This window comes from Corynebacterium jeikeium, from assembly GCF_000738175.1.
Lineage (GTDB): Bacteria > Actinomycetota > Actinomycetes > Mycobacteriales > Mycobacteriaceae > Corynebacterium > Corynebacterium jeikeium_C.
The window spans coordinates 53784-76691 of sequence record NZ_JFCH01000034.1; the positions used below are offsets into that span (position 1 = coordinate 53784).

The 22908-nt window shown below is 61.6% G+C and carries 22 protein-coding genes; 12 read left to right on the forward strand and 10 right to left on the reverse strand.

The window, feature by feature from the left end; genetic code table 11:
* The first annotated feature begins 13 nt into the window (after positions 1 to 13).
* From JQ46_RS05830 to pknB, 6 genes are all read left to right on the forward strand, one after another.
* Entirely contained in the window at positions 14 to 511 is a 498-nt protein-coding gene (locus JQ46_RS05830) for an FHA domain-containing protein FhaB/FipA (protein ID WP_034986315.1), read from the forward strand.
* Positions 508 to 2097 (forward strand): protein phosphatase 2C domain-containing protein, encoded by a 1590-nt coding sequence (locus JQ46_RS05835; RefSeq protein ID WP_034986292.1) that lies wholly within the window; start codon positions 508 to 510, stop codon positions 2095 to 2097. The genes JQ46_RS05830 and JQ46_RS05835 overlap by 4 nt, the downstream gene beginning before the upstream one ends.
* A 2-nt stretch (positions 2098 to 2099) precedes the next feature.
* Positions 2100 to 3407 carry an FtsW/RodA/SpoVE family cell cycle protein gene (locus tag JQ46_RS05840; RefSeq protein ID WP_034986293.1) on the forward strand — a complete coding sequence of 436 codons (1308 nt, stop codon included), beginning with the start codon at positions 2100 to 2102 and terminating at the stop codon, positions 3405 to 3407.
* A complete protein-coding gene (locus JQ46_RS05845; protein ID WP_034986294.1) occupies positions 3404 to 4852 on the forward strand; it encodes a peptidoglycan D,D-transpeptidase FtsI family protein in 1449 nt (482 codons plus the stop codon). Before JQ46_RS05840 ends, JQ46_RS05845 begins: the two co-directional genes overlap by 4 nt.
* Positions 4853 to 4855: 3 nt before the next feature.
* A complete protein-coding gene (locus JQ46_RS05850; RefSeq protein WP_034986295.1) occupies positions 4856 to 6502 on the forward strand; it encodes a serine/threonine-protein kinase in 1647 nt (548 codons plus the stop codon).
* A gap of 157 nt (positions 6503 to 6659) precedes the next feature.
* Entirely contained in the window at positions 6660 to 8843 is a 2184-nt protein-coding gene (gene pknB, locus JQ46_RS05855) for a Stk1 family PASTA domain-containing Ser/Thr kinase (RefSeq protein ID WP_034986296.1), read from the forward strand.
* A gap of 70 nt (positions 8844 to 8913) precedes the next feature.
* Here the strand turns inward: pknB and JQ46_RS05860 are convergent, their stop codons facing one another.
* Positions 8914 to 9642 carry an anthranilate synthase component II gene (locus JQ46_RS05860; protein WP_034986297.1) on the reverse strand — a complete coding sequence of 243 codons (729 nt, stop codon included), beginning with the start codon at positions 9640 to 9642 and terminating at the stop codon, positions 8914 to 8916.
* 139 nt (positions 9643 to 9781) lie between these two features.
* Here JQ46_RS05860 and crgA point away from each other — a divergent pair, with 139 nt between their 5' ends.
* Positions 9782 to 10054 carry a cell division protein CrgA gene (gene crgA, locus JQ46_RS05865; RefSeq protein ID WP_005292638.1) on the forward strand — a complete coding sequence of 91 codons (273 nt, stop codon included), beginning with the start codon at positions 9782 to 9784 and terminating at the stop codon, positions 10052 to 10054.
* Positions 10055 to 10080: 26 nt separating this feature from the next.
* Here crgA and JQ46_RS05870 read toward each other — a convergent pair whose 3' ends face one another.
* Together JQ46_RS05870 and JQ46_RS05875 are read right to left on the reverse strand one after the other, a co-directional pair.
* Positions 10081 to 10806 carry a rhomboid family intramembrane serine protease gene (locus JQ46_RS05870; protein ID WP_034986298.1) on the reverse strand — a complete coding sequence of 242 codons (726 nt, stop codon included), beginning with the start codon at positions 10804 to 10806 and terminating at the stop codon, positions 10081 to 10083.
* Positions 10807 to 10813: 7 nt separating this feature from the next.
* On the reverse strand, positions 10814 to 11338 hold the full coding sequence (locus tag JQ46_RS05875; protein ID WP_005292634.1) for a peptidylprolyl isomerase: 525 nt from the start codon (positions 11336 to 11338) through the stop codon (positions 10814 to 10816).
* Between the two features lie 156 nt (positions 11339 to 11494).
* On the opposite strand from JQ46_RS05875, the gene JQ46_RS05880 reads away from it, so the two are divergent.
* Positions 11495 to 13054 (forward strand): hypothetical protein, encoded by a 1560-nt coding sequence (locus JQ46_RS05880; protein ID WP_034986299.1) that lies wholly within the window; start codon positions 11495 to 11497, stop codon positions 13052 to 13054.
* Positions 13055 to 13094: 40 nt separating this feature from the next.
* Entirely contained in the window at positions 13095 to 14663 is a 1569-nt protein-coding gene (locus JQ46_RS05885) for an anthranilate synthase component I family protein (RefSeq protein ID WP_034986300.1), read from the forward strand.
* A gap of 101 nt (positions 14664 to 14764) precedes the next feature.
* On the opposite strand, the gene JQ46_RS05890 is transcribed toward JQ46_RS05885, so the two are convergent.
* A complete protein-coding gene (locus JQ46_RS05890; RefSeq protein WP_237744739.1) occupies positions 14765 to 16150 on the reverse strand; it encodes an RNA-binding domain-containing protein in 1386 nt (461 codons plus the stop codon).
* Between the two features lie 141 nt (positions 16151 to 16291).
* On the opposite strand from JQ46_RS05890, the gene JQ46_RS05895 reads away from it, so the two are divergent.
* Complete coding sequence (locus JQ46_RS05895) at positions 16292 to 17071, forward strand: TetR/AcrR family transcriptional regulator (RefSeq protein WP_237744740.1); 780 nt, start codon at positions 16292 to 16294, stop codon at positions 17069 to 17071.
* Here JQ46_RS05895 and JQ46_RS05900 read toward each other — a convergent pair.
* From JQ46_RS05900 to JQ46_RS05925, 6 genes are all read right to left on the reverse strand, one after another.
* Positions 17068 to 18987: an alpha/beta-hydrolase family protein gene (locus JQ46_RS05900; RefSeq protein ID WP_034986302.1), complete on the reverse strand. Its 1920-nt coding sequence runs from the start codon at positions 18985 to 18987 to the stop codon at positions 17068 to 17070. The two genes, JQ46_RS05895 and JQ46_RS05900, sit on opposite strands and share 4 nt — an antisense overlap.
* 39 nt (positions 18988 to 19026) lie before the next feature.
* Complete coding sequence (locus tag JQ46_RS05905; RefSeq protein ID WP_034986303.1) at positions 19027 to 19287, reverse strand: hypothetical protein; 261 nt, start codon at positions 19285 to 19287, stop codon at positions 19027 to 19029.
* 157 nt (positions 19288 to 19444) lie between these two features.
* On the reverse strand, positions 19445 to 19804 hold the full coding sequence (locus tag JQ46_RS05910; RefSeq protein ID WP_155271106.1) for a hypothetical protein: 360 nt from the start codon (positions 19802 to 19804) through the stop codon (positions 19445 to 19447).
* Between the two features lie 336 nt (positions 19805 to 20140).
* A complete protein-coding gene (locus JQ46_RS05915) occupies positions 20141 to 20908 on the reverse strand; it encodes an anti-sigma factor (RefSeq protein ID WP_034986304.1) in 768 nt (255 codons plus the stop codon).
* Positions 20905 to 21501 (reverse strand): sigma-70 family RNA polymerase sigma factor, encoded by a 597-nt coding sequence (locus JQ46_RS05920; RefSeq protein WP_034986305.1) that lies wholly within the window; start codon positions 21499 to 21501, stop codon positions 20905 to 20907. Before JQ46_RS05920 ends, JQ46_RS05915 begins: the two co-directional genes overlap by 4 nt.
* Positions 21502 to 21535: 34 nt before the next feature.
* On the reverse strand, positions 21536 to 21943 hold the full coding sequence (locus JQ46_RS05925; protein ID WP_237744741.1) for a hypothetical protein: 408 nt from the start codon (positions 21941 to 21943) through the stop codon (positions 21536 to 21538).
* A gap of 313 nt (positions 21944 to 22256) precedes the next feature.
* On the opposite strand from JQ46_RS05925, the gene JQ46_RS05930 reads away from it, so the two are divergent.
* Both JQ46_RS05930 and JQ46_RS11030 read left to right on the forward strand, forming a co-directional pair.
* Positions 22257 to 22481, forward strand: coding sequence for an antitoxin VbhA family protein (locus JQ46_RS05930; protein ID WP_034986306.1), 225 nt, complete (start codon positions 22257 to 22259; stop codon positions 22479 to 22481).
* Positions 22482 to 22635: 154 nt separating this feature from the next.
* Positions 22636 to 22908: transposase-like zinc-binding domain-containing protein (locus JQ46_RS11030; RefSeq protein WP_424647995.1), on the forward strand; the 273-nt coding region annotated here is incomplete at its 3' end.

Consider the following 22908-nt stretch of genomic DNA (forward strand, 5'->3'; position numbering starts at 1 on the left):
GGAGTTGAATACCGTGCAGACCACGCTGCTTTTGCTGGTCAAGATTGGCCTGCTGCTTTTGCTGTGGTTCTTCATCTGGATGACTGTTCGCTCCCTCAAGAAGGATGCGGATCGCACCTCTGGCTTGACTCCCGCCGGGATGGCTCCCATCGCAGCGGGATACGGCGGTCCCATGAACGAGCCCTCTTCTTCCGGCCATGCTTTCCGCAGGCACAAGGCGCCTAATTCCCTGGAGCTCACCAGTGGCCCGCTGACTGGCACCACGCTGAACCTCAAGGGGTACCAGGACGTCTCCATCGGGCGCTCGCAGTCGTGCACGCTGGTGCTGGAGGATGACTTTGCCTCCGGCACCCACGCGCGTCTGATCCGCCGCGGCTCGGATTGGTACGTCGAAGACCTCGACTCCCGCAATGGCACCTGGATCGGTAACGAGCGCCTGGATCAGCCCGTTAAGCTTTCCGCCGGTATGGAAATCCGCATCGGCCAAACCCACGTGAGGATGGACGCATGACCGAGGGCAAGAACGGAAACATCGGGCGCACGCTGAACTACGCGGCGTGCTCTGACCGTGGCCTGGTCCGCGGCAACAACGAAGACTCCGCCTACGCCGGCCCGCGTCTGCTGGCTCTGGCCGACGGCATGGGTGGCCACGCTGCCGGCGAGGTTGCCTCCCAGTTCCTCATTAATGCCCTCAGCCCCCTGGATTCCCCACTGATCGACGAGCCCAACAACCGCGATCAGTTGGAAAACTTGCTGGCCACGGCTACGGACGAGGGCAACCAGGACATCGCCGCGCACGTCGACGAGCACCCAAACTTGGATGGCATGGGCTGCACCCTGACCTCCATGCTCTTCCGCGAGGACGAGGTCGCCATCTGCCACATCGGCGATTCCCGCGGCTACGTCCTGCGCGACGGTGAGCTGCGCCAGGTCACCAAGGACGACACCTTCGTGCAGTCCCTCGTCGATGAGGGCAAGCTCGATCCCGAGGACGTCAGCAGCCACCCGCAGCGTTCCCTCATCCTTAAGGCCCTCACCGGCCGTCCCGTCGAACCCACCCTGTGGCGTGAAAAAACGCAGGTCGGCGACCGCTTCATGCTCTGCTCCGACGGGCTTTCGGATCCGGTTAGCATCGACACGATCCGCGAGGTTCTCTCCCACGGCACCCCGGAGAAGGCTGCCCGCAAGCTCGTTGAGATGGCACTGCGTGGCGGTGGCCCGGACAACGTCACCGTTGTTGTTGCCGATGTTGTTGGTTTTGACGCCGACTCCAATGCCCCGACGGATCCGGAGCTCACCCTGCCACCCCGCCCGGTGATGGCGGGAGCTATTGCAGGTGAGGCAGTGGATATGCCACGCCCGAATTCTTCGGCAGCCCGCGCAGCAGCTATTCAGGGGCTGTCGACGACGACGGCGGCGTCACCAAAAAAGGACGAGGAAGACGACGAGCCCGAACCTGCGACGGCCAATGGTGGCCACGATCGCACAGGTAACGGCAACAACGTTCACGGCGATGGCCACAGCGTAGGCGATGCAGAACCCAGCGCGGCCAAGAAGCCGAAGAAATCCCGGCGCGGGCTGTGGGTGACGCTGGCGATCATCCTGGCCGTTGTTCTGGCCGGTGGCGCGGTGACCTATGTGATGTACCAGCGAGTGAAGGACACGTACTACGTCACCGCGGATAACTCGCAGATCAAGGTGATGAACGGCACTGATTCTTCCGTAATGGGATTCAAGCTGAACTCTGTGCACCAGGACGTCTGCCTGGACGACGAAGGCAAAGCGACCTTCGTGGATCCGGGTGCGGGCGGCGATTGCCACCTGTTTAAGACCTCCGATCTGACTCCGGCAGCGCAGGGAGCACTGTCGGACCTGCCGGAGGATTCCTACGACAAGGTCACCGGCCAGGTCAACCGTTTGGCGGAGCAGACGCTGCCGGTTTGTGTGACGCGAGTTCCGGCAGACGGAGACAAGAGCGACAAGGACGGCAAAGACGACAAGGCCAAGGACAAGAAGGACAGCAAAGACAACTCAAAGAAGAGCGAAGCGCCCGAAGACCTCACGACCCCCGGAGTCTCCTGCCGCGAGGTGAAGTAACCATGAAGCTTTTTAGCCGACGCACCGAGGCTGGCCTGTTGCTGCTGGCCGCCATCGTTTTGCTGCTGGCCATCGTGGCGCTGGAGATCTCGCAGGGCAAGGAAATCAGCTCTGAGGTGTTCTACCTGGTCGGCGCATTCTTCGTAACCTTTCTGGTGGCGCACCTGGTGGTGTGTTGGACGGCTCCGGAGGCCGACCAGATCATGCTGCCCATCGCAGCCCTGCTCAACGGCCTGGGGCTGGTGATGATCTACCGGCTGGACCTCGGCTCAGGGCTCACACTGGCGAAGTCGCAGATTATGTGGACCGCCCTGGGTGTGATCCTGTTCTGTTTGGTGATTGGTTTCCTGCGAGACCACCGTTCGCTGCAGAACTACTCTTATCTGCTGGGGCTGGCGGGCCTCATCCTGACGGCCCTGCCGATCATCTGGCCTACCTCCCTGAACGCGGACGCAAAGGTGTGGGTCAGCATCGGCCCGTTCTCTATCCAACCCGGCGAGTTCGCAAAGATCATGCTGCTGCTGTTCTTCGCCGCACTGCTGGTGAATAAGCGCCGTCTGTTCAACGTGGCCGGCAAGTCCTTCCTGGGTTTGCAGTTCCCGCGTCTGCGCGACCTGGGCCCGCTGTTTCTGGTGTGGGGCATCGCGTTGATGATCATGGCCGCGCAGAATGACTTCGGCCCTGCCCTGCTGCTGTTCGGCACTGTGCTTGGCATGCTGTACATAGCCACCGGCCGCGCCTCCTGGCTGGTGCTGGGCCTCGGCCTGGCTTTCATCGGCGCATTCGGCGTGTACCAGATTTCGGCGAAGATTCAGGATCGCGTGTCCAACTTTGTGGATCCTCTGGCGAACTACGACGGCAACGGCTTCCAGCTCTCCCAGGCCCTGTTTGGCATGTCCTTCGGCGGCGTGACCGGCCGCGGCCTGGGCGAGGGTTACCCGAACAACATCCCCGTCGCGCACTCCGACTTCATCCTGGCCGCCATCGGCGAGGAACTGGGGCTGATCGGTCTGGCGGCCGTGCTGCTGGCTTACACGGTGTTCGTCTCGCGCGGTTTCAACACGGCCATGCGAGCTCGCGATTCCTACGGCAAGCTCGTTGCCGCGGGTCTGGCGCTGACGATCGCCATCCAGATCTTCGTGGTCACCGGTGGTATTTCCCGCCTGCTGCCCATGACCGGCCTCACCACGCCGTTCCTGTCGCATGGTGGTTCGTCGCTGTTGGCGAACTACATCCTGTTGGCGATTATTCTTCGTATTTCTCATGACGCCCGTACGCCCCTGGCCATTAAGGAAAGAGAGGAAGCATGAACCGCTCCATCCGCGCGGTAGCCATCTTTAGCTTCATCTTGGTGGTCGCCCTCATCGCAAACCTGACCTACATCCAAGGCTTCCAGCAGAAGTCGCTGGCGCAGAATCCGCTGAATTCGCGTCAATTCCTAGAGGCCAAGTCGAAGGAACGCGGCAGAATCATCGCCGGCGATCAAGTACTGGCGAAATCAGTGAAGGATTCCGACGACTTCTACGACCGCGAGTACCCGTACATGTCCGCCAAGTACGGGTCCGTGATCGGCTACCTGTCCGACCAGTACGGGGCCTCGGGTATCGAGTCTTCCCAGAACTCCATCCTCACCGGCGAGGACGATTCCCTGTTCGCCACCCGCACGTGGGACATGCTGACGGGCAAGGAAGCCGGCGGGGCGAACGTGGAGCTCACTCTCAACCCGCAGGTGCAGGAGGTCGCCTACGACCAGTTGGCCAACAAGGGCTACTCGGGTTCCGTGGTGGCTCTGCGCCCGTCCACGGGCGAGGTACTGGCGATGGCTAGCACTCCCTCGGCCGACCCGGCGCAGATCGTTGGCCCGCCGGCCGAGCAGGCCAAGGCGAACTTCGAAAACTACGCCAACGACGATTCGGCCCCGCTGTTGAACCGCTCCACGCAGCAGATCCAGCCGCCGGGCTCGACGTTCAAGGTCATCACCACTGCGGCCGCCCTGGAGGAGGGCGACACCCCAGAGACCTCCGTGACCGCCGCACCGCAGATCACCCTGCCGGATACGACCACGACCCTGGAGAACTACGGCGGCGCGGCCTGCGGTGGTGGCGGCAACACCACCCTGCGCGAGGCCTTCAAGCGTTCCTGCAACACTGCCTTCGTGGACATCTCCACCCGCCACGGCGCGGATAAGTTCAAGAAGATTTCCGAGAACTTCGGCATCGGGGAAAAGGACGACTACCTGGGTCTGCCCGTCGAGCCCTCCCGCGTGGGCGACATCCCCGACGGTGCAGCTCTGGGCCAGTCCTCCATCGGCCAGCGCGACGTGGCGCTGACCCCGCTGCAGAATGCGGTGATCGCCGCGACCATCGCCAACGGTGGTGTGCGCATGAAGCCTTACCTGGTCAGCAAGATCACCGGCCGCGATCTTTCCACCCTGCGGACCACCAAGCCGCAGAAGGCCCAGCGCGCGGTGCCGGAGAAAACGGCCGATACCTTGAAGGATCTAATGGTGGAGGCCGAGAAGTGGGCCGGCGGCGATGCCTCCATCGCTTCGAAGACGGGTACCGCCGAGCACGGCGAAGATTCCCGCAACTCCAAGCCACACGCCTGGTACATCGCGTTTTCCACTACGGCCGACGTGGCGGTAGCCGTGCTGGTGGAAAATGGTGGCGACCGCGGGCAGGCAGCTACCGGTAGTTCGGTGGCCGGCCCCATCGGCCGAGCCGTCATCCACGCAGCTGAGAAGGAGCAGCAGTAGGCCATGAGCGATTCCCGTCAACCCGACCGCACAGAGATTGAGCGTACGCAGCGGCTTCTGGGCGAACGCTTCGAGCTGCAGTGGATCATCGGCCGCGGCGGTATGTCCACCGTATGGCTGGCCCACGATGTCGAGCAGCAGCGCGATGTAGCCGTCAAAATCCTCAAGCCGGAGTACACGGAAAACGAGGAGTTCCGTGCGCGCTTCCGCAACGAGGCCTCCGCTGCTCAGGACCTCGACAGCCCCAACGTCGTCCGCACCTATGAATCCGGCGAGGTCGAGGACCCGGACAACGGCACGGTGTTTTGCTACATCATCATGGAGTACATCCGTGGCGAGTCTCTGGCCGATGTGCTCTCTCGCGAATCCTCGCTGCCGCAGAATCTGGCGCTGGACGTATTGACGCAAACCGCCGCGGGGCTGAAGGCTATCCATGAAGCCGGACTGGTGCACCGCGATATTAAGCCGGGCAACCTGCTGATCACCTCCGACGGGTTCGTGAAGATCACGGACTTCGGCATTGCCAAGGCCGCCGCCGCGGTGCCGTTGACCCGCACGGGCATGGTGGTTGGAACCGCCCAGTACGTCTCCCCCGAGCAGGCTCAGGGCGACCAGGTCGGCCCGGCCAGCGACGTGTACTCCTTGGGCGTGGTCGGCTTCGAGATGCTGGCGGGCTACCGTCCCTTCTCCGGCGAATCCACCGTGTCCGTGGCGATCAAGCACATCTCCGAAACCCCACCGGAGCTGCCGGAAGAGGTCGACCCCAACCTGCGGGAATTAGTCAAGGTCTGCCTGCGCAAAAACCCGCGGACTCGCTACGCCGACGGCGCGGAACTTGTCGCCGCCACTGTCATGGTGGCCGAGGGCAAGCAACCCCCGTCCCCGCACAACGTGCCGAACGTCAGCACCGAACCGCACCCGCTGACCGAGCAGCTGGGCAACGTTGCCAGCGGGCCGGGAACTCGAGTGCCTTCAGAGTCGGGGCCCGGGTACGGGCCGGGATCAGAGCACGGGCCAGGTCAAGGTTCCGGTTACTCTGGCCCCTCCGGCCCGGCTGCCGGTGCAGGTGCTCCGGCCACGGGCGCGGGCTACCCCGCGACTGCACGCGGGGCGGGTGGGGCGCAGGGGGCGTCACCAAAAAAGAACCGCTTGATCATCGCGGTGCTGGCTCTGGTGAGCATCCTCGCGCTTGCGCTGGCCACCTTCCTGCTGACGAACGGTGGCGACGAAGAAGCGCCGGACCCGTCGACAATGACCGTGACCAACGAGGTTACGACCAACCCGACGGAGGAGGAAGAAGCGCCGACCAACCCGGGTGGCAACGCCCCCGCGCCGGTAAACCCGGTGCCGACGGACACGACGAATGGCCCGGAACCCGCACCGGGGACTGAGACCTCGCCGGAACCGCCAGAGACCTCCGACGAACGCGAGCCCTCGTTCCCCACCTTGCCGACCATCCCGAACGGTGGCGGGCGCGGCAACGGCAACGACAACGGCGGCAATGGTGGTCAGGGCGGCAATGGAGATAATCACAACACTGCCCGCCCGAACGCCCCGCAGACGAACGATAACGCGACCTCGGCGGACAGCGATGTTCCTGCCGAATTACGCAACATGGATACAGATCCGGAAAGCCAGCCAGTGTTGTAGGCACAATTCTTTTCGACAATGTAGAAGGGATAGAACTATGTCCATACAACAAATTGGACTAGGATTTGTTAATCAAAGTGACTAGAAAATCATTTTGGGGTTAACTAGCGGCGCTGAGCCAGCAACATTGAGAGACGCAGACAAAGGAGCAGAAGGCGTGGACCGAATCGGCACAACCTTGGGCGGTCGATACCGCCTCGGTGCCAAGATCGGCACCGGTGGAATGTCTGACGTGTACGCCGCTACCGATGAACTGCTCGGCCGCGACGTTGCAGTGAAGATGATGCGCCCCGACCTGGCGCGAGACACCACCTTTCTGGAGCGATTCCGCCGCGAAGCGCAGAATGCTGCGAAGCTGAACCACCCCGCCATCGTCGCCGTCTACGACACGGGTCAAACCCCGGACGAGGACGGTGCGGTGCCGTACATCGTCATGGAGCGCGTGCACGGCGAAACGCTGCGCGACATCATCCAGGATTCCGGCAAGATGAGCCTGAACGATGCCGCGGCGATTATGTCCCAGGTCTGCTCGGCACTGTATTTCTCGCACGAGGCGGGCATTATTCACCGCGATATCAAGCCGGCGAACGTCATGATCACCAATACCGGCGCGGTGAAGGTCATGGACTTCGGCATCGCACGGGCGCTGAGCGATAGCTCCTCTGCCATGACGCAAACCGCCGCCGTCATCGGCACCGCCCAGTACCTCTCCCCCGAGCAGGCACGCGGCCAGTCCGCCGACGCACGTTCGGATATCTACGCCGCCGGTTGCGTGTTCTACGAACTGGCCACTGGCAAGGCTCCCTTCCAGGGCGAATCCCCCCTTTCCGTCGCCTTCCAGCACGTGCAAGAAAACCCGGAGACGCCGTCGCAGGTACTGGGCATGCACCTGTCGAAGCGCGAGGCTTTGAGCCTGGACTCCATCACTTTGACCGCTATGGCGAAGTCGCCGTCGGATCGTTATGACGACGCACAAGAGATGGCGACGGACCTGAAGCGCCTTTCCGAAGACCAACTGCCGCTGGTCGCCCAGGCCTACACCAATGACGGCGACTCGGCCGATGCTGGTTCTCACACCGCGGGCGGTGCTGCTGCCGGTGCCGCTGGCGCTGCGGGGCTGGCTGCCGGTGCCGCTGCTGCGGGCGCGGCGGGTGCGCATGCGAATAACGACGACGCGCAGACCTCCGTGATCCCCGCCAGCCACAACACGGCTAACGGCGCCGCTGCTGGAGCTGGGGCTGCTGCCGGCAACGGTGGCAGCGACGGCTACTACAACAATGATTACAGCGGCGATTACGATGGCGGCGACGATTACTACGACGACTATGACGCCGATTACGACGATGATTATGACGGCGAGTACGACGACGAGTACTACGAGGACGAACCCAAGCGCCGCTGGTGGGCACCCATCGCTTGGGTGGCGGGTATCGCCGCAATAATCGCCGGTGGTTACTTCGCCTACCAGGCATTTTCCGAAGAGGATGAGCCAGAAAAGCCTATCGAAGCCGAACAGGTGAAGATCCCGATGGTGGCCAACAAGGATCGCGCCGAGGCAGAGAAGATCCTCAAGGACGCGGGATTCGAGGTGACGGTCGAGGAGACCACGCACGACAAGATCGCGCGCGGCAAGGCTATCGGCACCGATCCGGCGGCCAACGCATCCGTGGCCCGCGGCACCGAGATCAAGCTGTTGGTCTCCAGCGGCCGAGAGATCACCGATGTACCGGACCTGACGGGCAAGACCACCGAGGAAGCAGTCCAGCTTCTGAAGGATGCCAAGCTGACCCTGAACAAGGAAGTTAAGGAAGAAGCCAGCGATGATGTGCCGAAGGGCAAGATCATCACGCAGACTCCGCCGCAGGGGTCGCAGGTTTCCACCGGCACGAAGGTGACCATTACCGTCTCCACGGGTCCGGAGGACGTCCGCGTACCAGTCGTCACTGGCCAGCAGCTCGAGGACGCCCGGGAGAACCTGGAATCCGCTGGCTTCAAGGTGGTTGTGAACCACGTCGATTCTGTGGAGCGGAAGGATCAGGTGCTCTCCGCCAGCAGCGAGGGTGAGAAGCTGCCCAAGGGCAGCGAGATCACCCTGGAGGTATCCCTGGGCAACCAGTTCGAGATGCCTTCCCTGCAGGGCAAAAAGTTCGGTGACGTGTTCCGTGAGCTGCAGGCCGCCGGCTGGCGCGGCACTCCGGACCAGCTACACCGGAAGGACAAGAACACCACTGATCTGGGTCGCGTAGACGAGGTCGCGCAGCAATCTATCCACAGTGGTGAGGTAATCAAGCGGGACGAGGACATCACCGTCACGGTGTACGTCTTCAACCTGCTGCCCTAGCAGCAGCCGCGCCCCTAAGCGGGGCCTCACAGGGCGGACGCGCTAGAACCGGTGCTCTAGAAAGGGACCACTAGAGCATCGAGGCTTCGGCACTGATCGCGCCGGTAACCTCCAGCTGCTCCTGCACCAGGCGGTCCACTAGCTCGGCGGGCACTACCTCGCCCGTGCCACTCAGCTGCCCGGCTTCGTTCAGCCAGTTCGCCAGCATCAGGTGGCCGTACTGCGTCATCACAGACTCGGGGTGGAACTGCACGGAGTGGATCGGCAGCGTCTGGTGGCGCATCGCCATAATCATGCCGGAATCGGAGGTCGCCGTGACCTTTAGCTCCTCCGGAACGGTGCCTGGATCAACGGTGAGCGAGTGGTAGCGCGTCACGCGGAACGGGCTCGGCACTCCGGCCAGCACGCCGGTGCCGTCGTGGGCCACGGGTGAGGTCTTGCCGTGGAAAAGCTCGTCGGCCCGCACGACTTCCGCGCCGAAGTGCATGCCGATCGCCTGGTGCCCCAGGCACACCCCGAACAGCGGAATCTGCTGTTCAACGGCGATTTTCAGCACATCCAGCATGCGGCCTGCCGCGCTCGGCTCGCCAGGTCCGGGGGATAGCAGGATCGCGTCGAAGCCCTGCAGCATGTCCGCCAGCGCATCCGTGCCAGCCCCGTCTGGGTCACCAGCGCCGGTGAGCTCGGGGGCGTCATTGCGCAGCACCACACAGTCGTCCCCGCTGAAGCCCAGCTGCCCGATGTATTGCACGAGGTTGTAGACGAAGCTGTCGTAGTTATCGATCACGAGAATGCGCATAGCAAAGAGTCTAGCGTGGCAGCGTGCATGGTTTTGCCGCGGTGTACTGCTACTATCGTCTAGTACGTATTTTGCCCATGGGCGCTCGGTACCTCGTAGGCCGTCCGCTCCGCAGTCAATTGCTTCGAGGTTTTGAACAATGCCAAAGTCCAAGGTTAATTCCGCTGAGGAGAACTACTCCAGCTCCTCTTCCGCGGATCGTCGCACACCCGTGAAGCTGAATTCCAGCGGTACTCCGCGTTGGTACATCGTGCTGATGCTCGCGCTGATGCTTCTGGGCCTCGCCTGGCTGGTTGTTAACTACATCGCCGGCCCGGAGATTCCGTTTATGCGCGACCTGAACGCATGGAACTACCTGATCGGCTTCGCCCTGCTGATCGTGGGGCTACTCATGACCATGGGTTGGAAGTAGCGCCCAAGATGCTTTCCGGCACTGCTCTAGTAGTGCCACCCCAGGCCGGTCCATATGGTGAAGGCCAGGATGGCCGTCGCGGCTAGTGCTGCGGCGGTCTTTTTCCTTGTTGACGCCCCTACGCCCCCGTTGCCGCCCTCCCCAACGGTACTGGTGATGAATGCGATGACGGCGCCTCCGGCGAGCCCACCGATGTGTCCCCATAGCGAAACATTGGAGTACATGAAGGAGTACCCGAGGTTCACCAGTAGCAGAATGATGGGCCCACGGAGGTCGCGCTGCCGTATCCGCGACAGGGAGATGAGCATGGCGAACAGCCCATAGCCGACGGTGGAAGCACCGCCGACGGGGACGTTGGGCTGGAAGTACATGCAGGCTAGCGCACCGCCAGCGGCGCTGGCAACGATGAGGCTGAGCATAACTACCGGCCCGTAAAAGCGTTCGACATCGCGGCCGATCAGGAAGATCAGCAGCATGTTGAAGCCCAGGTGGGCGGGGTCCAAATGAACGAATGCGGCGGTGAGGATGCGCCACCATTCACCGAAGAGGGTGACGTTGGCGGCGTTGAAGAGCATCTCCCGCCCCAGGTTGTTCGAGCTGAGGCCGAACGTGGTTCGGCCGTCGAGTGGGCTGGCAATGCTGCCGGATTGAAAAACCGTCACCACGTAGACAAGGCAGCAGGCTGCGATGAATACGTTGGTGACGGAATACCGCCGGCTGTTCCGGCGGGCTTGCGTGTCCAGCCACGGCAAGGAGTTTTTACTCCTGGATCTCGACAGACTCGATGACGACGTCGTCGTTCGGGCGGTCCATGCGGTCGGTTGCGACGCGGGAGATCTTTGCGACGACCTTCTGGGACTCCTTGTCGGTGACCTCACCGAAGATGGTGTGGCGGTTGTTCAGGTGCGGGGTGGCCGTCACCGTGATGAAGAACTGGGAGCCGTTGGTGCCGGGGCCAGCGTTGGCCATGGCCAGCAGGAACGGGCGGTCGAACTGCAGCTCCGGGTGGAACTCGTCGCCGAACTGGTAGCCCGGGCCGCCGCGACCGGTGCCGGTCGGGTCGCCGCCCTGGATCATGAAGCCATCGATGATGCGGTGGAAGATCGCACCGTCGTAGAACGGGCCTTCGTTGGTGCCGGAGGCGTTGGGCTGGGAGTATTCCTTGGTGCCCTGCGCCAAGCCAACGAAGTTGGCTACGGTCTCCGGCGCGTGGTTGCCGAACAGATCGATGGCGATGTCGCCTTGGTTAGTGTGCAGAATTGCGGTTGCAGTCTTGTTAGTCACGGTGATCCATTGTACTAAAAAGCTGCGGCGGCTTCCGGCGCCTTGGTGACTCAAAAGCGGTATTGGCCATCCCGATGGGGATTTTTCTTTAGGATGGGTGTTAGTACGAACACATATTGAAATACCCAAATAGATCTCCAAGGAGCATCCCACACGATGAACCCCACCACGTTGAAGCTGGCGCTGCGTGGCGCCAAGCAGGGTCGCACTATGTTAAATAACCGCAAGGAGTTTAAGCGCCGCCAGGAGTTCGACGCGCTGCAGCAGCTGCGAAACAACCTGGCCACGGAGGGCGAACGAGAGGGCATCATCGCAGGTTCCCCCGCTCACGTGAAGGCCGTTGCGGAGCTGATGCTCAAGGAAGAAGGTGCTGCAGAAGCCCTCGAGCAGGCTCGTGCGGCTGCGGCTGCCCGCAAGCACCACCGGGCGCACCACTCCGACGAGCTCACCGCTGCGGATGTTGCGGACATGAGCTCCACCGGTTCCCAGGCCACCGCCGACTCCACTGACAAGGGGGAGAAGGCACGCGACAAGGCCGCGGACAAGGCGGACAAGGCTCGTGCGAAGGCTGAGAAGAAGGCCGAGGCCGCAAAGAAGAAGGCTGCGAAGGCACAGGCCAAGGCAGCCAAGAAGGCCAAGAAGGTTGAGGACGATGCTGCTGGGAAGGTGGCGTCGCTAAAGAAGAAGGGCGAAGAATTGAACACCGATGAACTGACCGAAAAGCTCGGCGCGGATGCCGAGAAGCTGCGCAAGAAGATCGACAAGCGCACCCAGAAGCTGCGCGACCGTTTCGACGAGGAGCAGGAGAAGGCTCAGAAGAAGGCCGGCAAGAAGGCCAAGAAGCGTGAGCAGAAGATCGCTCAGCTCACCGCGGCGCTGAAGGAAAACGCTCACGAGCTGCAGGAGCGCGGCCAGGCTGCGACCAGCAAGCTGTACGAAGAGGCGGAGTCCCGTGGCGGCGACCTGGCGAAGAGCGCCGAGAAGAACCGCAAGCAGCTAGCCAAGAAGCTGGAGGCCACCAAGAAGAAGGCAGCCAAGCGCGCTCAGAAGCAGACCAAGGGTGCTCAAAAGGATGCCCGCAAGCGCGCTGCGAAGCTGGACAAGAAGGTAACGCGCGCCACCAACAAGGCGCAGAGCAAGGCGCTGGCAAAGGCTGAGAAGAAGGGTCTGAAGAAGCAGGAGAAGAAGGGCGGCCTGTTCGGCAAGTTCCTGCTGCTGGCCATCCTGGTCGCTGCAGGCGCTGCTGCGTTTAAGTTCCTGCGTGGTGGCGAGAACGCTCCGAAGAACTCCCCGAAGGTGCAGGACTTCGCGGACAAGGCCACCGGCGCTGCCGAGAAGGCTAAGGCGAAGGCCGCCGAGACCGCGGACAAGGCTGAGGCGAAGGCCACTGAGGTGAAGGAAACTGCCGAGGCCAAGGTCGAGGAGGCTAAGGAGGCCGAGGCTAAGGCGGCTAAGGCCGGCGAGAAGACCGAAGAGGCTAAGACCGCGGAGAAGCAGGCTCCGGCTGCCCCCGCCGCACCATCCGCACCTGCCCCGGGTGCTCCGGGCGCTCCCGCACCGGGCGTAGCTGTTCCGGGTGCTCCGGCTGCCCCGCAGGCTGGTAGCGACCAGGGCGCTGCCGAGGCCACGGACGCAAACGACGCCGCCGAGGCCGACTTCCCGCTGGCCGATGGCCCGGGCGAGGATCCGGATGAGGGCGGCAAGCACCGCCTATAACCCGCACCCCTAGATCGCGCGCTGAATCCGGCGCGCGATAATGGCGTACATGACCCCGCGCCGCCTCACATTCCACACCATCCCGCTGCCGCAGGCAGACACTCGGGACATCACCGGAAGTGTCGCGTCGCGGGTCTTTTTGTCTTTATTTAATGACGCCCCCACCGCCGCCTGGCTGGATTCCTCCGGCAACGGTGGCGCCCTCAGTGTGCTAGCGAATAACGCAGGGCCCCTAGCCCGAACGTGGATGCCGCAGGTGGAAAGCTCGAATACGTTCTTCGCGCAGTTCAGAGGCACTTTCGACGAGCCGGTTGAGATTCCGCGAGACTGGCCGTGCGAGTTCGCCCTCGGCTGGGTGGGCGCTCTGGGATACGGAGTGGAGGACATTGCCCGTTCCCGGGAAGACCACCCAGATGCGGCACTGCTGTTCGCCGACCGGGCGGTCGTGATCGACCACGCACACGCTGTGGCCTATGCAATGGCGATGCTGCCGAGCATCGGGGAGGCCCATGCCGAGCAGCTGGAGTGGCTGGACACCACCGTCGCGGAGGTGCGACGGATCGCGGGCGAGGTCTCCGAGACAAGCGGTGCGGGACTAGAAGCCTTGCCGGGCGGCACCCCGCCCCGTGACACGGTGCCCGCCGAGTCCGTGACCATTGAGCGCGCGGCGACTTTCCACTTTGACCAGCCGAAGCGGCAGTACCTGGCGAGCATCCAGCGCTGCCTGGATTACATTGCCGCAGGCGATAGCTACGAGGTCTGCCTGACAAATACCGCCCGCGGGCCGGCACTGCGGGAGCTGGTCAACCCGCGGCTCACTCAGCAGCCTGGCGAGCATCCAGCACTACACCCCGGCGAGCAACCCAGCGCGAACTCGCCCCACGCACCGTCACCGGAATTACTGGCCTACCTGCGGCTCCGCAAGGTCAGCCCGGTTCCCTATGGCGCATTCCTGCGCTTCGACCGCCCTGGTCAGGCACCACTGCACATCCTCAGCGCCTCCCCCGAGAGGTTCCTCAAGGTCTCACCGGAGGGAGAGGTCTCCGCCAAGCCGATCAAGGGCACCCGCCCCCGTGGGGAGGACGAAGCGGCGGATGCGAGGGGGCGTCAGGAATTAATGAGCAACCCCAAGGACCGGGCGGAGAACCTGATGATCGTTGACCTGCTGCGCAACGACCTCGGCAGAGTGTGCGTGCCGGGCAGTGTGGAGGTGCCGAAAATTTTTTCGGTGGAGAGTTTCTCGCACGTCCATCAGCTGGTCAGCACCATTACCGGACAGCTCCGTCCGGGGCTCGGCGCCGTCGACGCGATTGCGGCCAGTTACCCCGGTGGTTCGATGACGGGCGCACCAAAGATTCGGACGATGGAGATTATCGGGGAGCTGGAGCCACATCCGCGCGGGTTCTATTCCGGGGCGATCGGCTGGGTCTCCCCCAATTCCGCCGCAGAGCTGAACATCACGATCCGCACGCTCATCGACGATGGTTCGGAGTGCTCTTTCGGGGTCGGCGGCGCGATCGTCGCGGATTCGGATCCGCTGGCGGAGTACCAGGAAACGCTAGTAAAGGCGGCGGCACTACTCGATACGCTCGGGAGCCAAATCGTCTAACATTCTACTCGAAAGATTTTCGAGTACGTTGTTTATCGCAGGTCAGAGGCTCGAAATTTGTTTCTAGTAGGTTTCGAGTACGTTTCGAGTAACTTTTCTAGCTACCTAAGTGGCCCCTTTACGGACCACACGGCGCGCGGATCACGCGGTCCATTTCCGCGCCAATGAACCAACCCAGCGTCACGCATAGCCTGCAATGCACGGCGCACTGGCGGAGCCGACAAGCCCAGCGCCTCTGCAACATCACCCGTGGACATTGGCCGACCACTCATTTCTAGAGCAGCAAGCACATCCTCGGAATGGCGAGGGAGACCACCCAGCACTTGGGCATCTAAACGCTGTGTTGCGGTCAATGTAAGAACTACACTGCCACTAGTTTGCGTATATACCGGATCAGCAAATCCAACCCGCCGCATGCTTGCAAACATACGTCGGATTCCCTCACCCAGTTCCTGGCCAATGCGGAGCTCAGCGGTTACTCGCGCAATCAGAGGGTTGCGCGCAAAGCGGGCAATGGACTCTGGTTTAGTCGGATCTACAAGGCCAGGGAAGCGCCCCGGGCTAGAGACCTCAATCCGGCTCGGGAAAATTTCGAAACGAATGTGATCCCCAACCATACTGTACGAACGATGCACCACCGCGTTGACCAACCCCTCAAGCCAAACGTCGTGAGGGATAAGGTTCTCATCCTCGAATAGACCCGCGCCGGTGAGCCGTCGAGTATTTGGCAGCATTCCGCTAATTGCATCCTGAGCTGCTTGAATCTGTTGCGGTATCGGACCATCAAAACGCTGGTCATCCATCAACTGCTGCATCTGACCAGGCAATCGCTCGTCCTCGCCAAAGCGTAAAACCCGGATGTGTGCGTTCGGGAAGAATTCTTGAGGATTGTGTCCGAAAAGTAATATCGCAGCAGAACGTGGCCTGCCTTCTCGGTCAACCAGGTTGCGCGCCTTCAGAGCATCTTCTGCACTCGAAGAACCAATGGTCTCGGCATAAGTCTCAACCAGATCCATGTTGAGGTCGTTCGGAGTGGCGTTCGCGGGAACCGTGGCATCGTATTGCTGCTCACCCTTGGTATAACGAAGCTCCAGAATGTCATCAGCCCTCAAGTGCTTCGTTTCATCGCCTACTCGCAAGAAGCAGTCCCCTGACTTCAGGTAATGAACCCGCTCACTGGGCAAGACGTGGAAAAGATACACCTGCGTACGGTCATCCACGTCGCACAACTCGATCCGGACGCGGACCGTCGGATCCGTGTGATCCAACGACGTCTGTCGCAAGGCATTATCTTGGGTGGCGGTCGGCTTTCCTTCGAATTGTCGGTCCGAAATGCCAACCGCAATTACTCCGCCCTCAGAATTGGCCATGCCGACAATTGTCTTAGCCAAGTCCTTCGGCTTAATGCGGAAAGATTTGCGCTCGAACCACTGGTCTTCGGGGAACTGCAGAAGCTGGTCCGGCTCCTCGTGGAAGTTTCGCTGCACACTCACAATCTAACATTCTACTCGAAACATTTTCGAGTACGTTGTTTATCGCAGGTCAGGGGCTCGAAATTTGTTTCTAGTAGGTTTCGAGTAGCTCCTTTCGCCACCTTGGAAGCCGATAGGTTAGCCTGAAAGAAAGCTATGCATACCCGCAATAGCAGCGATGCTGGAGCGGGTCTGGCTGTAACGGTAGGCGTCACTAAGCAAAAAGGGGTGAATCCGCGCGTGCGAGCAGGCGAGCAACACATCGACACCGCCGCGTGGATGCAGGCCATCTTCAACCGCAGCGAGCAGGAAGGTACGCGCCGCGAGCGGACCAAACAGGCGCTGCTGCGAGCCGGCATCGAGCTGATCGCCGAGGAGCAGACGGACCTTTCCATCCTGGCGATCACCCAGAAGGCGGGGGTCTCCAACGGCAGCTTCTACAACTTCTTTAAAGACCGCACGCAGTTCTTCGACGCAGTCGCGGAGTACGCGGTTAACAACCTGGCCAGCATCTTTGATCTGGCGGCGGACCAGGATCTGGACTCGATCGATGCGGCGGCCATGAACATCCGCATCCTGGCGTACGCGCACCGCTTGGTGCCGACACTTTCGAAGTCGATTGTGCGCCGCTCCCCGGACTTCTACACCATGCCCAACGGGCTGGTGCGCAAGCTGCGCGAGCGGATCAGCGCGGGCGTGGACGACGGTTCCTTCCACGTGGCCAGCACCGAAACGGCTGCGGCAATTATCTTCGGCGCCAACGCGATGCTGGGGCAGCGCCTGCACGAGGATCCCACATTGAACAGCAGGACCGCCGGAGACGACCTGGCGCTGGATCTGCTGCGGATGCTGGGGGTCAGCGAAGAGCGTGCCCTGCAGGCCATCGCGAGGCCGATCGACGATTACTTGACGCCACCGCATCAGGCACTGGGCTAGTCCTCCCGTGCCACGCCGAAGCCGAAGCGGTCGAGGAAACGGTCTTCCTCCCGGCGCGTGTCCCGCGAATGCTCCGTGATCCAATCCGTGATGCGCTGCTGAAGCTCCGGATTCAGGGGCGCGCGCACTAGGTCGGGCCCTAGGATCCGCTCCCAGGTGGGAACCATGATTCCACGGTAGTTATGGCCGTGGCCTGCGGGGGTTTGCTTGGAGGTCAGCATGTCCATCGCCACCTGCCAGCCGGTGGTAAACGGAATCCAACGGAGCTTATGCACTACATCGTTGTGCTGGGTGGCCGGTGCGGGCACGCCCCGGGCGCCGGGTTCGCGCAGCCAGTCGGGTTCCTTCCAAAACAGATCGGTATCCCACCACACGATCGCATCGGAGGCGTGCTGCACCACGGCCACCCGCGGGTGCTGCCACGACTGGCCGTACTCCTGGCCGCGCCAGTCGCGGTCCAGATGGTCGGCGTGGCTGATGAAGCGCACGTGCCGGCCTTGGTCATACAGCGGTAGACGTTCTGGCGAGCCTTCGCTGCGGTAGGTGGTCATCTCGCGAATTATTCTGGTGAAGCGTGGCGCGCCGGACAGCACCGCACCGTCCACCTTCGCCAGCATGTCCTCCAGCCCATCGAAGGCCGCTGCCGTGCCATACGCCCCCAGGGATTCGCCGGTCACAAACACCTTTGGTGGGTTGGGCATGCCGTCTAGCAGCTCAAACACGGCGTCAATAAGTAACTTGGCGGCCCGCACCGGGGTATCGCGGTCAAGCACATAGGCCACCGGCGACTGCACGTAGGAGTACTGCATCGCCACGTTCACGCAGTTGCCGCCCGTAAGGAATTCGACAGTATCCAGCTGCCAATCCGGCACCCATCCCGTGCCGGTCGAGGTATGGATGACAATAGCCGAGCGGTGCAGGGCGCCCGTCCGCAGCAGCTCCCGTTTCACCAGATCAACGATGCTTTCCAGCGTGCGCCCGGGGGCCAGTCCGCCGTAGATACGAATCGGCTCGTGCACATCATCCAGGCCCGTTACCTCCGTGATGTCGCGCGCCCGGGGGCCACCGCCAACTAACACACGGCCTTGGGCGCCCAGCGAGATCCACCTTTCGTGCGACCACACCGAACCGGAACGCTCAGGCTCCCAGGGTTGCTGGTAGCCCCAGTACACGCGGCGGTTTACGAGCTCGGCCTTCTCGTTGAACTTCTCGAGGAACTGCCGTAGCAGGATCTTGTCGGAGATGAGGTAGGCGATGACGCCCACCGCCCCAGCAGCTACAGGCACAGCTACGGGAGCGGGGACGAACCGGCGCAGCGAATGCCGGGTGAGGTCAAAGCTGGACTGCAGTAGCTCGCCGAGCAGGAGAAATGCGCCGTAGCCGAGGGTGCTGACGGCAATGCCAACGAAGGCGGAGGGGGCGCCGAGGCGCTGGCTGTTCACCAACGCAGCGGATTCGCCTTGGCGCTTGTAGAAGCGGTAAGCGGCAGTGGCGGTGGCCAGGGTGAAGGCAGCGTGCATGGCGCGGTAGGCCTCGCGGTAGCCGGGCTTGTTCACGAGTTCCCGCAGGTCCAGGCCGGCGGCGCGGAAGGCGGGCAGTACTGCGCTGGCGATGATGGTGCCGTTGAAGTGCCCGACCGTCTGGGAGGTGGAGGCGTTACCGGCGACGGCCCACCAAGGGTGCGGCAACAGGGAGGGCGAGAGGGCATTCCACATGCCGATTTCCGCGCCGATGATGGCAAAGCCGCGGCGGGGATCCAGGGCATAGCGCCTGTTCAGCCTCACGCCTGGGAAGAGGTTGGCGTAGAGGTCAATTGCGCCGGCGGCGGCGCGGAAGGAGTAGGACAGCGTGGTGAGGGAGGCCCACTTCGCCCGGCGTTTTAGGCCCGGGAGGATTCTTCGCCGAAGATTACGCATGGGATGGTTTGCCGGATAGTCGCCTAGTTAACGCAGTGCCTAGAACTGCGCCGCACGCAGGGTGGCGTGTGTGACGTAGTACTCTTCGTAATCCCGTAGGGTGCGGGCTTTCTCGTTAAGGCGGGCCATCACAGCCTCGCGGGCGCTTTCGTGATCGTCGTAGAAGCCCAGCGGGTCGCCCACACGGACTTCCTCCCCACGTTCCACCAGCAAGTACGCCTTGCCTTGAGGACCATCGATGGTTTGCGGCGTGCCAGTGAAGGGGTCGGTGTAGCGATACGTGGTAATCGTGCTGGTCATAAGTCGTGGGGCTCCCTGGGTTGGGGTTTGCGGTTTGTTTGGGCTCGCTCAACCCACATTACTTGCAGCGGCCTGGGCACTACCACGCGAACCATAGAGAACGTCTCGGTTATCGACATCGGATTCGTAAACCCGGTGCAGATTTGCTCTCTTCCGACTATTTGTCGCCCTCTACAGCTTCCTCGAGTTCAGTGGTAGACGCATCACAGGTAGCAGTTGCGAATTCACCTGTTGCAGTATTCTCCGCTACGGTCTTTCCATCAACCAGAATCTTGCAGGTAACGGCACCAGTATCGTAAAGACCGTTGGTGACGCTGAGATATGCACCGAAGAAGCCCTTTACGGTGACATCCTTCTTCCAACCGGCCGCGATTCCCGAGTCCTGCGTGGAGTCGCTATCGCCAACGTGGTACGTAGCCGTTGCGTCTTGCGCATCACCTTCCACGACGTAGGTGAGGTTGTGCTCTTTCTTGCTTTCCTTATCCATCTCGTTGGCCACACCGCCTACGAGTGCCATGCAACCACCCACGAAGAGAATGAAAAGAAACACCAAGGTGAGTGGAACCATGATTGCCGCACGTTTGTACCACGCCTTCTTAGGCTGTTGTACAACGTAGACCGTCTGTTGCCCTTGCGGAAACTGCTGCCCATTCGGCTGCTGAGGGACATTACCACCATAGGGATTCTAGCTATTGTTCTGATTCGACAATCTTCTGTTTTCCTTTCAAAACCTCAACAAGATTGCCTAATCTTAATAGAACCTATGCAATATTCACTAACCACTCATGTATATATTATGAGCCGGGTGCCCCCGGGCATCTCAGAATCTATGCCCGATATGTGGCTCTGCTCTCTAAAGCTTCCCCTCGGCCAGCACGGTCCCACCCGGCGCGGTGCTGCCGTCCATCGGCTCCTCGGTGACGCGCACCATCATCGTGTCCGCGGGCAGCGGCATCCACACGTTGTCGTGCGGGTCCTGGCCAATCACGCCGGCTGATCGGGCGTCACCGCTTTTGTTGATAGACCACACCTGCGCGCCCATGCCGTCCTTCAACACTGGCGCACCGTTGACCATCGCCCCGCCGGAATCCATTTCCTCCGAAACCACCACGTCCAGCGTCGACCCTTCAGCCTTCAGCGACACGCTGCGCACGTCCTCCATCGCCATGATGGAGTGCATGTGGTCTTCCGCCTCAGCACCCTGCATCAGCTCATCGCCATTCGCGCCCTGACCTGCGCCTTCGGTATCCGAGAACGCCTCCGGGGCCTCTTCCCCACCGTCTTCGACGGACTGGTTAGTGTTGTTATCCGCAAGGTCGGCGTTGTCTCCGCCGCCCCACAGCCCGCTGGTGGTGCCTACGATCCCCACGCCTGCCACTAGAACAACTGCGGCAGCCGCGGCAAAGGCAGTGCGTGCGAATCCACTGCGGGTGCCGCGCGCCTTCGACAAAGGCACAACGTTATCCGCACCAACCTCTTCATCCGGCGCGACCTGCGGATACTCGCCCGAAGCGATCGCTTCCATGATGTTCGACTTCAACTGCGTCGGAGGTACCACCGGTTCTGCCAAGTCCGCTAGGTCGGCTTCTAGCTCGCCGAAGTCCGGCCTCTCGTCTTTCATCGGGCACCCCCTTCCGCCAGTGCGTCACGTTGCTGCTTGAGGATCTTCTCTAGCTTACGAAGCCCATCACGCACGCGCGTCTTCGCAGTTCCCAGCGGCACACCGGTGGCTTCCGCCAGTTCCGCGTGGGTCATGTCGCCGAAGTAGGCCAACAGAATTGCAGTCTTATGTGGCTCGCCCATGATCTCCAGCGCGGTCCACACGGCATGGCGTTGCACGTTCCTTAAGGCCTCGTCTTCCACGCTTTCTTTATTTATTGACGCCACCAGGAAGGCCTCCCGGTCATCCCGTTTCATAGTGGCGATGGCACTTCGTACACGATCAATAGCGCGGAGCCTCGCCCGGCGGAGGATCCATGCTTTGGCCAAGCCTTTGGCTGGGTCGAAGTCTGGCGCGTGCTGCCACACTTCGATGAATACTTCCTGGGTGACTTCCTCTGCCTGCGCTTGGTCGTGGAGAATTTGCAGGCTGAGGCCCAGAACGTTCGGGGCGATGTGGTCGTAGAGGCGTGCGAAAGCCGCCGCATCACCCTGTTGGGTGAGCAGCATCAAGCTCTCGAGAGTTTCTTTATCGACTACGGCCACCGTTTTCATCGTAGCGCCCCGGGGCCTACGACCTGCTCGTCATCTACTGGTTCTGCTTACCCTGCAGGTCCGGCATCATGCTTTCGTCGGTCTCCATCATGTTCTCGGTCTTGTCTTCCATTTTGCCGTCCATCTTGTTGTCCATCTTCTCGGACATGGCAGGCTTGTCCGGCATCATGCTCTCCTCGGTCTCCATCATGTTCTCCGTCTTGCCGGACATTTGGTCACCGCCCTTCATGTCTTCGGTCATTTTCTCCTCAGTCATCTTGCTCTCACTCGTCATTTCAGAAGAAGAGGTTCCGGTCATCTTGGAGTCCGCAGCGTCATCGTCTTCGTTGCACGCAACCAGGCCCAAGCCCATCACGCCGGTCAGGGCCACGGCAACGGCGGCACGGCCGACAGATAATCCGGCTGCGCTGTTAGCTGCAGAGTTGGTCTTGCGAATCATCATTTGTACTGCTCCTTCGGGGTAGCGATCGTATTCCACGCGGCTCTGTCGCAGGGCCGCTTCATTGGTACATACGGCGCCCTCCCCCACACCGGATTGGAACGTTTCCAAAAAGTTTCAATCCCCGAACTCTTGCTAAGAGAAACCCCACCAGTTCGCAGAAGTGTCGTCAGGCAAACAAGTGTTTGATTACCGGGCAGATAAATCAATCTAGGTGTCGTACGTCGTCGCTACAGTAAGTACTACATCCACCGGAGATGCCTAGGCATTTGCCCACCGTAAACAACTCAACAACATATCGGAAGGGACACAGACCATGACCGCCGACAACCGCACCGAAGATCAAAAAGTAGCCGCTGTCCGTGCCTCCATGACGATGGCCGGATACACCATGACAACCCGAGATGAAGAGGATGTCCGACGTATCTTCCAAGGAGAAATCACCGGCGACGAAGCTGTACTGGAAGTGATGGAACGACGCGGTTACGGCGACAGCGAACGCGCCGAGGAACTCCGCACACGCATCGCTGAGAGGGGTTAAGGGTCAAAAAGTGTGTCCGGAATCGCGGATTTTCACGGATTGACCTGTAGGTTTCCGGAAAGTATATGCTCCGGAAGCATATATCTAGCCCCCGACGGGAAATCCTCGGTGTGGCAGCCGTGATGTGCTATGCGCGGCGTGGTGTGGTGTCGCAATGTCGAAGAACCAACCACGCTGCCACTGCGGCGGTGAAATGAAACGCAACGGCACCACCAGCAAAGGCACCACCAGATGGCGCTGCAAACAATGCGGCGCCTCCAGCGTCAAACGTCGAAACGACATCACCAACGCGGCAGTGTTCACCCAGTTCATCGAGCATTGCACCACCGCAATATCACTCGACGACCTAGCCAAACGAAACGGTGTTAGCCGCGCCACCATGAAGCGGCGCTTCAAGTGGTGCTGGCTCGTTGATGTGCCTGACCCC

Coding starts and splice junctions, on each gene's coding strand:
- JQ46_RS05860 (WP_034986297.1), bottom strand. CDS start 9,642: ATGCGCATTCTCGTGATCGATAACTACGACAGCTTCGTCTACAACCTC.
- JQ46_RS05900 (WP_034986302.1), bottom strand. CDS start 18,987: ATGCGTAATCTTCGGCGAAGAATCCTCCCGGGCCTAAAACGCCGGGCG.
- JQ46_RS05850 (WP_034986295.1), top strand. CDS start 4,856: ATGAGCGATTCCCGTCAACCCGACCGCACAGAGATTGAGCGTACGCAG.
- JQ46_RS05925 (WP_237744741.1), bottom strand. CDS start 21,943: ATGATGATTCGCAAGACCAACTCTGCAGCTAACAGCGCAGCCGGATTA.
- JQ46_RS05905 (WP_034986303.1), bottom strand. CDS start 19,287: ATGACCAGCACGATTACCACGTATCGCTACACCGACCCCTTCACTGGC.
- JQ46_RS05930 (WP_034986306.1), top strand. CDS start 22,257: ATGACCGCCGACAACCGCACCGAAGATCAAAAAGTAGCCGCTGTCCGT.
- JQ46_RS05910 (WP_155271106.1), bottom strand. CDS start 19,804: ATGGCACTCGTAGGCGGTGTGGCCAACGAGATGGATAAGGAAAGCAAG.
- JQ46_RS05845 (WP_034986294.1), top strand. CDS start 3,404: ATGAACCGCTCCATCCGCGCGGTAGCCATCTTTAGCTTCATCTTGGTG.
- JQ46_RS05915 (WP_034986304.1), bottom strand. CDS start 20,908: ATGAAAGACGAGAGGCCGGACTTCGGCGAGCTAGAAGCCGACCTAGCG.
- JQ46_RS05885 (WP_034986300.1), top strand. CDS start 13,095: ATGGCGTACATGACCCCGCGCCGCCTCACATTCCACACCATCCCGCTG.
- JQ46_RS05835 (WP_034986292.1), top strand. CDS start 508: ATGACCGAGGGCAAGAACGGAAACATCGGGCGCACGCTGAACTACGCG.
- JQ46_RS05840 (WP_034986293.1), top strand. CDS start 2,100: ATGAAGCTTTTTAGCCGACGCACCGAGGCTGGCCTGTTGCTGCTGGCC.
- crgA (WP_005292638.1), top strand. CDS start 9,782: ATGCCAAAGTCCAAGGTTAATTCCGCTGAGGAGAACTACTCCAGCTCC.
- JQ46_RS05895 (WP_237744740.1), top strand. CDS start 16,292: ATGCATACCCGCAATAGCAGCGATGCTGGAGCGGGTCTGGCTGTAACG.
- JQ46_RS05920 (WP_034986305.1), bottom strand. CDS start 21,501: ATGAAAACGGTGGCCGTAGTCGATAAAGAAACTCTCGAGAGCTTGATG.
- JQ46_RS05880 (WP_034986299.1), top strand. CDS start 11,495: ATGAACCCCACCACGTTGAAGCTGGCGCTGCGTGGCGCCAAGCAGGGT.